General features: G+C 63.2%; 8 protein-coding genes. 3 read left to right on the top strand and 5 right to left on the bottom strand.

The window, feature by feature from the left end:
- Positions 1-123 precede the first annotated feature (123 nt).
- Positions 124-699 carry an SMI1/KNR4 family protein gene (locus tag F1735_RS31100; protein WP_167240579.1) on the bottom strand — a complete coding sequence of 192 codons (576 nt, stop codon included), beginning with the start codon at positions 697-699 and terminating at the stop codon, positions 124-126.
- Between the two features lie 179 nt (positions 700-878).
- Here F1735_RS31100 and F1735_RS31095 point away from each other — a divergent pair, with 179 nt between their 5' ends.
- On the top strand, positions 879-1664 hold the full coding sequence (locus tag F1735_RS31095; RefSeq protein WP_167240577.1) for a hypothetical protein: 786 nt from the start codon (positions 879-881) through the stop codon (positions 1662-1664).
- 65 nt (positions 1665-1729) lie between these two features.
- Here the strand turns inward: F1735_RS31095 and eat are convergent, their stop codons facing one another.
- Both eat and F1735_RS31085 read right to left on the bottom strand, forming a co-directional pair.
- Positions 1730-3100: an ethanolamine permease gene (gene eat, locus F1735_RS31090; RefSeq protein ID WP_167240575.1), complete on the bottom strand. Its 1371-nt coding sequence runs from the start codon at positions 3098-3100 to the stop codon at positions 1730-1732.
- 213 nt (positions 3101-3313) lie between these two features.
- Positions 3314-4891: a hypothetical protein gene (locus F1735_RS31085; protein WP_167240563.1), complete on the bottom strand. Its 1578-nt coding sequence runs from the start codon at positions 4889-4891 to the stop codon at positions 3314-3316.
- A gap of 308 nt (positions 4892-5199) precedes the next feature.
- On the opposite strand from F1735_RS31085, the gene F1735_RS31080 reads away from it, so the two are divergent.
- Positions 5200-6018: a TatD family hydrolase gene (locus F1735_RS31080; protein WP_167240561.1), complete on the top strand. Its 819-nt coding sequence runs from the start codon at positions 5200-5202 to the stop codon at positions 6016-6018.
- Between the two features lie 103 nt (positions 6019-6121).
- The gene (locus F1735_RS31075) at positions 6122-7954 is read left to right on the top strand and encodes an AMP-dependent synthetase/ligase (RefSeq protein WP_167240559.1); all 1833 of its coding nucleotides are present in this window, start codon (positions 6122-6124) and stop codon (positions 7952-7954) included.
- Positions 7955-8170: 216 nt separating this feature from the next.
- Here F1735_RS31075 and F1735_RS31070 read toward each other — a convergent pair whose 3' ends face one another.
- A complete protein-coding gene (locus tag F1735_RS31070) occupies positions 8171-8644 on the bottom strand; it encodes an RES family NAD+ phosphorylase (protein ID WP_167240557.1) in 474 nt (157 codons plus the stop codon).
- Positions 8641-9192 carry an antitoxin Xre-like helix-turn-helix domain-containing protein gene (locus tag F1735_RS36985; protein ID WP_229506050.1) on the bottom strand — a complete coding sequence of 184 codons (552 nt, stop codon included), beginning with the start codon at positions 9190-9192 and terminating at the stop codon, positions 8641-8643. Before F1735_RS36985 ends, F1735_RS31070 begins: the two co-directional genes overlap by 4 nt.
- Positions 9193-9952: the final 760 nt, after the last annotated feature.

Raw genomic sequence — 9952 nt, 5'->3', positions numbered from 1 at the left:
CGCTTCATTGACTGTCCCGTTCAATTGGGTAGGGACGCTATCGCCCGCGACATTCCGATTCAAGTTGAAAAGGTCCTGCATCGGAAAAGCGGCGCTGCGGCGGTGGTTTGTGCAACATTCAGGTTAGTACCCGGAACCGGGCTGGTCGAAGTCGGGTGGCCAATAATCCCTGTTCGGCGGGCTCACTGAAAAATAGGCGCCCCGGGGCGTGGTGAATTGGCTAAAGACTAATGCGCCGGCAGAGAGCCGGGCGACGAATTGCTCCAGGAACGCTGCAAGCGTCTCGACAACAGGCTCGACCGTCGGAGAGTCGTGCGGAACATGGTAAAGCTTGCCGCAATCTTCGGTGTGGCGAATGCAGAGATAGTCTCCGTCGGCGCAGAACAAGGGAACGAGCGTCATTGCTTCGACTTCGTCGGGGCGGTCCGATTCGAGGGAAATCTGTAGTTCTGCCACATGATCGCTGACGAACTCGAGTGGAATCCATTCCCAGCCACCAAAAATTCCATCGCCCTGGTTGCAACCATCGGCTTGGCGATACAGCAGACGAACTGGATCGGGAAGCCGAATGCCAGTCTCCTGCTCAAATGAAGTTATCTGCGCCGCGCTGGCCGGCTCACCCAATCGCTTCGACAAGTCGGGATGAAGCGCTTCAAGAGCACGCCGAACTTCTCCGAACGCCTGTTCCAAACTTGCCATCGTCTATCTCCCTGGTGCGAACGTTATATCGCAAAAAATGAAACGGCTCCGCCCTGCGGCAATTCGCCGGTCAGGTGAACTTCGGCCATGTGCTTCGAGTGGCGCGCAGCCTGAATGATCGAAAAGCCACTATGATACAGTGAACGCACAATCGATCACATCAAGCAAGCAACGCCGCCATGAAAATCAAACAGCTGGAACCCGCCGACACCGGCCTGCGCATGACATGCGAAGGCTTGCTGATCGGCGACATCGATTCCTTCGCCGCCCTCATGGCACTGACCGACGAACAGGCCGCAAGCCATCCAGGAGCCATGATGCTGTTGCCGCTTGACGACCTCGGGCAGGCCGAATACACCTCGGGCCACGCCAGCGCCAGCCTGTGCCTGGACGACACGGATGGCTTCGACACCAGCAACCTTGACCCCGCCGCCTACGAGAACGGACACTACCTGGGCGACCTGGCCACCCCTTCCGAATTTTTCATCCTCGAAGAAAATTTCAGGAAACGCTGTACCGGCGCCGACTTTGCCGCGGCCTGCGCGCGCGGGATCAAGATCGAGGACGACGAACTCGATGCGCTCGAGGCCATCAACGCCGACCCCGCCCTGCTCCTCGACAGCGAGGTCATCCTGCGGCGGGTTCCGGTGGGCGCCCCCTCGATGATGCTCAGCGCCGTTCCCAACGGCTACTTCAGCTGCGACCTCGATCCGTCGGAGAATGACGCCCTGGCCGAACTGCTGCGCGAGCGCCATGGCTACAGCCTGTTCGGCATCGGCGCCGCCTGCATCGGCTTGCGGCGTGCGGCGCCCCTTCCCGTCGACGCGGCGCAGGCCTTGGGGCGCGACCTGGCGCGCCTCTACAACTGCGCGGACGACGCCGCCAGGGTGACGCGCCTGGCGCAACTGGGCGCCGGGCGATGCTACCTGCTGCTCAAATACGTCGAGTATTTCGACAACGCGTAAGCGGGTCAGGCCCAACGCTGATTTTTGTCAGCACAGGCTTCGCATGCCCGTGGCGGGCGCTTTTTTCAGGCGTTCTCCGCCAGCGCCGCGCGCCGTCCCGACGTCATCAGAAACACCACATAGCCGGCCAGCAGCAAGCCGGCAAACACCAGCGCCATGACGAGGTTGTAGTACACCATCGTCCCCAGGCAGACCAGCGCCCCGAGCAAAGCGAACAACGGAAAGAAGGGATACAGCGGCGCGCTGAACGGCCGCACCATGTCCGGCTCGCTGCGGCGCAGCTTGAACAGCGCCAGCATGCTGACGATATACATCGTGATCGCCCCGAACACCGACATGGTGACGATATTGGCGGTCAGGGTCTGGCCGCCGATCTTGATCAGCTCATCGCTGTAGATCGCCGCGATGCCGACCACCCCGCCGGCCAGCACGGCCCGCTGCGGGGTCTTCAAGCGCGGATGGATCCTGGCGAAATAGTGCGGCAGATACCCTTCGCGGGCGAGCGCGAAGATCTGGCGCGAATAGCCGAAGATGATGCCGTGAAACGATGCAATCAGGCCGAACAAGCCCAGCCACACCAGCATGTGCAGCCAGCCGCTGCTGCCGCCAACGATCATCTTCATCGCCTGCGGCAGCGGATCGTTAATGTTCGACAATTTGGTCCAGTCCCCCGCCCCGCCCGCGAACAGCATCACGCCCAGGGCCAGCGCCACCAGGGTCAGGATGCCGCTCACATACGCGACCGGAATCGAGCGGCGCGGGTCCTTGGCCTCTTCGGCGGCCATCGCCACCCCCTCGATGGCGAGGAAAAACCAGATCGCAAACGGAATGGCGGCGAACATGCCGGGAACGGCCGCCATGCTGAAGCTGTCCTGCCCGGCCCAGCCGCCCTTGGTGAAGTTGTCCAGCGAAAACCCCGGCGCCACCACGCCCATAAACACCAGCAATTCGAAGATCGCCAGCAGCGCCAGCATCAACTCCAGGGTGGCCGCCACCTGCACGCCGAGCATGTTCATGGTCATGAAAATCGCATAGGCGCCGACCGCCACGAGCTTGGGGTCGAGCGCGGGAAACTGTACGTTCAGGTAGGCGCCGATGGCCAGGGCGATGGCGGGCGGGGCGAACACGAATTCGATCAGCGTGGCGGCCCCGGCAATATAGCCGCCCACCGGGCCGAAGGCGCGCTTGCTGTAGGCAAACGGGCCGCCGGCATGGGGAATCGACGTGGTCAGCTCGGTAAAGCTGAAGATGAAGGTGGTGTACATGGCGGCGATGAAGATGGCCGTCACGGCAAAGCCCAGGGTGCCGGCCGAGGCCCAGCCGTAGCTCCAGCCGAAATACTCGCCGGAGATAACCAATCCGACGCCAATCCCCCACAATTGGAAGGTGCTTAATACTTGCTTGAGCGCGGGCGCGCCTGCGGTGTTCGCGTTCATGAGTCACTCCAGTCCGGGTAAGGTGGGGAAACGTGATACGAAGATTGCTCGATGCGGCCAGCGACCGCGACGGCGCCATCGGCGGCGCGACAACGATGCTGACGAGTTAAGTATGCCGTTAAATCAACGGTTTTGGGGAAGAGTTCGCTCGACAATGCGCAACCAAGCGCCACCAAGCGCATTGACGGCGCTCGGCGCCGGGCGGCGCCAAGGCTACGGGTAACCCTTGAGCAAGACCTGCTCGCTCAAACTGCTCAACGATTGCTGGCGCTGCTCGTCCTTTTGGTCGTCCGACAAGCGTGTTTGACCAGTCAGGTAGGGCGCCAGCGCCGCCAGCAAGTCGCGCTGGAACGATTGCTGGCCCGGCGTCACCATCTCGGACACCAGCTTGCCCATCACATAGCTCAGCACCCGGGCCGACTGGCTGGCGGACTGATTGAGCGTGGCCTTGACCAGGTATCCGTCGCTGTAGGCCAGGTCCACATCGCTGCTGGCCGCGTCCTTGATCTGATGGTAATCGTAGTTCTGCGATGCTTCGGTGTGATCGAGCCTCAACACGGCGCCGGGTGTGCTCGGCGTGTGGAAGCTCGCGTTCAGCTCGGACTTCTGCTGCTGCGAGACGGTCCGCTCGCCCCGGCTGGGCCCGCCGACGCTGGTGCTTTGCGAGAGCTCGTAAGCGAAGCTGTCCTGTTCGCCCGGACGCATCGGATTGATCGCAGTCGAGGCCTGGCTGACCGAGGCGCTGAAGTCGGCCAGCCCGCTCAGCGCGGCATGGTCGTCTGCGGCCAGCTCCCACTTGCCGCCCGTGGCCACGCCGCCGCGCGGCTGCGCGGCGCCGACATTGGTATTGATGCCGGTAAAAGCTTCCTTGAACATCGTCATCAGGCCCGTGTCGGCCCGGCCCCGGCTGGCCGCCTGGTCGAACTGCTTGAGATGGCTGGCCAGCGCCCTGGCCTGCTGTTCCGGGCTGCCCAGCCCCGCCAGATTGCTGGTGTCGACGCTGACCGAGGCCGAGCCGGACGGTCCGCTCAGGCTGACCTCGCGTTGCGCGCCGTCGGCATGCAAGGCGAGCGACTGGGTCGCTTCCGGGTCGCTGCTCAGTTTGATCGTGGCGCGCAGGTCGACCGAGGCCAGCACGGCCGGATCGCATTGCGTCAAGCCCTGCAGCCGGACCGAGGGCGGGTCCTGCGTGATGCCGTCGATGGCCTCCTGGAAACCATCGGCCAGGCCGGCCAGCGCGCTGCGCTCGGCATCGCTCAGTTCCGCGCTACTGCTCATGCGCACCGCCAGGCCATCGTCGGTGTTATCGAGTGACAAGGTGACATCGACCCCACTTTTGCTGCTGATGCTGAGTGAAATCTTGTCGTTCCCCAGTCCGTGCAAAGCCGGCGCTGCGGCCGCCACGCCGTAGGGCGAGGCCGGCGTTGCGGCCGCCACGCCGTAGGGCGAGGCCGGCGTTGCGGCCGGGGCCAGCTGGACCGATTGGGAAATGTTGCCGCCCTCGCCCCGGAACTGGCCCAGCAAGGCGGCGCCCAGGCCGCTGAAACGGCCGGCTGCCGAGCGCGCGCCGACATTGGCCGCCATTAAGGCGCTGACGCCATCCTGCGCCGTCGATTCCCAGCTGAGGCCGGGGCGACCCGAGGCAGAGGCGGACAGGCTCTGCGGGCTGAGCTTGACGATGGTCGACGCTGCCGGTTTCTGGACAACTTGCGCGTCGGCGCGTTGAGCGCTCGACGCCGGGCTGCGCACGGGGGTGGCATTCCAGCTGGGAATGGAAGAGATAACAGTCATGTTTGCGAACCTTGAGAAAATAGTCTATTTGTCAACTGAACAGTTCAAGACGGCCTGACCGTCGAAGCAACATTGACATAAGCCTATATCGGCGAGGAAATGCAAATCATGAGACGTGAGGCAAAATTCGCTATTTTGACATGTTGCGAATCGCATAAGCGCTATCTTTTTACGGCCGCGACCGGCAATGCATTGTCATCAGCCGTACTGACTGAGCCGGGAAAGCGTTTCTGTTGTTGCAGGCATACCGGCGCGGCCCACCCGCGTCATATTGACAAACTATTAAGCCGCAGCCGACAATAGCGCTCATGCACACACCTCCCCTCATCGACATTGGACTGAACCTCGCCAGCCACCGCTTCACGCGCGACTGGAAACAAGTGATCGCACGCGCGCACGACGCCGGTGTCGAGCGCTTCATTTTGACTGGCACCTCGCTCAAGATTTCCCAGGAAGTAGCGCAGCTGACCGAAAAAATGGCCCCGGGTACTGCTTACTTCACCGCCGGCATTCATCCCCATTATGCGTCCGAGCTCAACGCCGACGCACTGGCCCGGCTGCGCGCTTTGCTGTCGCATCCGAATGCCGTGGCGGTGGGCGAAACGGGGCTCGACTACAACCGCGACCTGTCACCGCGCAATGTGCAGCGCGCCGCGCTCGAGGCGCAGGTCGAACTGGCCTGCACGGTCGGAAAACCCTTGTTCCTGCATGAGCGCGAGGCTGCGGACGACCTGCTGGCAATCCTGGACAATTTCAAGGCGCGCTTGCCGAAATGCGTGGTGCATTGCTTCACCGGTAGCGAGGCGGTCGCACGGCAATATATCGAGCGCGGCTTTTATCTCGGCATCACCGGCTGGGTCGGACAGAAAAACCGCAACCAGGACCTGCTGGGCGCGCTGCAAGTCATCCCGCCCGGGCGCACGATGCTCGAAACCGACGCGCCCTACCTGACGCCGCCCGGCTACGCGCCCGCCATGGCGGGCAGAAACGAACCGGCTGCGCTGCCGCGCGTTGCCGAACTGCTGGCCATCGCGCGCGGCATGCCGGTCGAGCAGGTGCGGGCCGATGCCCATGCGGCGACCATGGCGTTTTTCGGGCTGGCGGCCCTGCCCCCGGCGCTCGGCTGACGCTGTTCAAGGCCGATGCGCGGCAATTGCGTGAAGCAGTCCGCATTCTCCCGGTATCATCCGCCTCTCACTTTGCCCGGCCTTGTGCCATTTCGCACCATTTATGACTTCCTTGATCGATACCAACCCGGCCGACCCGTTGAGCACCTTGCACACCCTGGCGGAACTGTTTTCCTGGCGCGTAAAGCACACCCCCCTCGCCAACGCCTACTTACGCTACGACGATACCGGCGAGCGCTGGATGCCGATTTCCTGGCAGGCCATCGGCGACCAGGTCGAGCGCATCGTCCACGCCCTTGCGGGGCTGCGCCTGGCGCGCGGCGCCCGCATCGCCCTCTTGCTGCCGAACGGAATCGATGCGGTCGCTGTCGACCAGGCCGCGCTGGCGCTGGCCTGCGTGCCGGTGCCGATGCATGCGCTCGACAACCCGGCCAGCATCGCCTACATCCTGGCCGACAGCGAAGCGTCGGTATTGGTGGCCCAGTCGTACGCGCAGTGGCAGGCGATCAGCGCGGTCGGCATGGCGCTGCCGGCCTTGCGCCAGGTCGTCATCATGGACGCCGCGGGACTGGCCCCGGCAGTTGGCGCGCAATGCCCTGTGCTGGCCTTGCAGGACTGGCTGATCGCGCGCGCCGACGGCGAACCTGGCCTGCGCGAAGCGCCCCGGCATGACGACCTGGCCGCGCTGGTCTACACCTCGGGCACGACGGGCAAACCCAAGGGCGTCATGCTCACCCACGACAATGTGCTCGAAAACGTGAAGGCGACCATGCAGCGGGTGGCGCCGCGCGCGGACGACGTGTTCCTGTCGTTCCTGCCCCTGTCGCACACCTTCGAGCGCACGGCCGGCTATTACCTGCCGATCGCGTCCGGCTCCTGCGTGGCGCACTCGCGCTCGGCGTCGCGACTGGCCGTGGAGATGAAGGCGGTGCGACCCACCATCCTCATTTCGGTGCCGCGCATTTACGAGCGCGTACACGGCGCGATCGAGGCGAAACTGGCCGACTCGGCCCTGAAACTGCGCCTGTTCGCGATGGCGCAAAGCGTGGGCTGGCGCCGCTTTTGCCGCGCGCAGAAGCTCGCCGTGCCGGACGGTGCGCCAGCCTGGCTGGACGAACTGCTGTGGCCCTTGCTCGACAAGCTGGTGGCATCGAACATCCGGGCCCAGTTCGGCGGACGATTGCGCTTGGCCGTGAGCGGCGGCGCAGCACTGCCGCAGGCGATCGCGCGCTGTTTCCTGGCCCTTGGGGTGCCGCTGCTGCAGGGTTACGGCATGACCGAAACCTCGCCCGTGGTCGCGGCCAATGGGCTCGACGACAACGACCCGGCCACGATCGGCCGGGCCCTGCCCGGGGTCGAAGTACGCATCGGCGAGATGCAGGAACTGCAGGTGCGCGGCCGCAGCGTGATGCGCGGCTACTGGAAGCGCGAGGCCGACACGGCGGCCGCCTTCATCGACGGCTGGCTGCGCACCGGCGACCAGGCGGTGATCGAGAACGGGCGCCTGCGCATTCTGGGACGCATCAAGGAAATCATCGTCACCTCCACCGGCGAGAAGATCGCGCCCTCGGACCTGGAGCAGGCCATCACCGCCAGCCCGGTGTTCGAGCAAGCCTACGCGTTCGGCGACAATCGGCCATTCATCGCCTGCGCGGTGGTACTGAGCCAGGCCGGATGGGCTGCGATGGCCGCTGAACTCAAGCTCGACCCCGAGGCCGCCGACAGCTTGCGCGCGCCGGCCGCCGCGGCGCTGGCCTTGAAGCGCATTCGCGAACTGACCAAAGGCTTTCCGCATTATGCGCAGCCGCGCGCGGTGGCCCTCACGCGCACGCCGTGGACCAGCGAAAACAGCTTGCTTACGCCTACCCTGAAGCTCAAGCGCCTGAACCTGGCGAACCACTTCGCGACGGAGATCGAACGGCTTTATCAGCGTTGAGCGTACGCGCCGGGTCAAACCGGATCGCATAGGGTTGGTCCGCCGTTGCCGAGGCACGTACGTCGATCGTCCCGAAAACAAAATCGGTCGAGTCCCTGAACCACATTTGAAGGTCGTGCCGGCTGTCGCTACGGCGGCCTATCATCGTCGCCTGCTGGTCGCCTACCGACAATCCGCTTTCCGGAATCGCGGGGTTCTCAGCGCGTGGGGGCTGATTTACGGGAAGAATCGAGGATCGTCAATCCAGCGCCTTATTGTGGTGGCGGTCATCGCTGCCGCGTCGCTGTGCCGAGGATTGATCAGCACATTGTATTCGTCAGGCACAATCACGGAAGGCACTAGCAGCAAGGCGGTGGCGCCGGACGCAACCCACCGGTCTCCCGCATTCCTGGCGCTCAGGCCGGCCGGAATGGCGTCCCATCCCCCTGGCAGAGGGGCGAGTACCTGGCGCGCGCCCCATACAATTCCAGGTATGTCGATCCGCACAAGATAGCGATCGAACGGCAGCCCCCCGTTGCTCAGGTAATGCACCGTTTCGATTGTAGCCAAGGCGATATTGGAGGCGCTGTAGACCAGAGGCGTACCTTTGCTGTTCCAGCGTCCACCCGATATTTTCGCGCCGGTGCCGCTCAGGTCATCGGCGGTGTACGTGGGCGCCTCGAGCGCGATACGCCAGAGCGCCACGGTCATGCGTAAGCCCCGCTCTGGCTCATCGCGAGTAATTCGGCCACAAGCTTCTGGCCCTCGAACGTGTCCATATAGCTGGCCGGGGTCGCGCCGGCCAGCGCCGGCAGTGGCTTGGACAGCCAGTTCGACACCCAGCGCGCTGCGTCGAAGCCGGAGGGGTCGCCAGACTGTTCGACCATGGTCTGCACCATACCGATCAGTGTTTCAACGCCGAGCACCCGTTCCGACTCGTCCTTGGAAAGCACCGTCGCGTCCTTTTCCTTGCGACTGATCGTGGCGCGCGACAGGCCGAGGCTCGCCAGCAGATATTCCTTGCTCATGCCCATGCGCGACGACAGATTGCCAATTGTAGACGCGTCAATGCCCTGCCGGATCACTGTAATTCGTTCCTGAGGGTCAAGACGGTAAAACTGTGTACTCTCCATCGTACCTGATCGCCGGGACTTTGCTTTCACTCCAACAAAGGTGCCGGTGGCAGCCGATCGCGCCACCTTTCCAGCGCTGCCTCCGGCCGGTACTGCTGGCTTTGCTACTGCTTTGGAACCCGCCATGGTTGTCTCCTTTGAGACTATAGTTTAGATCAAGTGAGGCGAATCGCAAGCGCCGCGCGCGGCCCCGGAATGCCGTTGGCTGATCGGGTTTGACTCCCAGGTAGCGCTGAAACGGTCTTGCTACCGGCTTGGCCGCCCGTTGCAAGGCTTCCGAGGCGGCTGTTACCCAAGATGGCAATCGGCGACAGCGGCTGTGGACCTGTGTGCGCGATGACAAACCGAGCAGCGGCAGCACGCTACCGGCCGTGTGGTTTGCCTATACGCCCGACCTACCCTACCCACGCAGCGGCAAGAATTGTCCGTGCATAGCGCATTCCAAAGCTCAGGCGTAAAAAAGCCGCCGGCTTGCCCGAGCGGCCTAAAAGATCGAAGACCATTACAACTTGGCGCAAATCGCTCGATATGCCGTGATTGGGCGTCCATCGATTGCCGGATTGCACTTCGACTCACATGTACCACCTAAAGTAAGTTCTACTCCCTGCATGGCTTTCCCTTCCGGGCATTTGGCGAGAAACTTGAAGCCCTGGCCCACTGCCCCGCCAGGAACAGCTTCGACCATCGCCCCTTCCTCTCTCGAACCTGTCATTTGATTCTCAAGTTTTACAACACGCTTACCAATATCGTTCTTCTCGAGTAACTGTTCAGCCCCTATGAAGGGATATCAGAAACCTGAAAATTTTTCTTAAAAGACGTGCAAAAACGGTAACTGTTTAGCCTGAGCGAGCACGTGCCAGAGTTGTTCGTTTCTTGAAATCGGTCC

Source organism: Massilia genomosp. 1 (genome assembly GCF_011682185.1).
Lineage (GTDB): Bacteria > Pseudomonadota > Gammaproteobacteria > Burkholderiales > Burkholderiaceae_D > Telluria_A > Telluria_A rubra.
The sequence above is the reverse complement of the archived record's forward strand: the minus strand, read 5'-3'. Positions and strand labels throughout refer to the sequence as shown.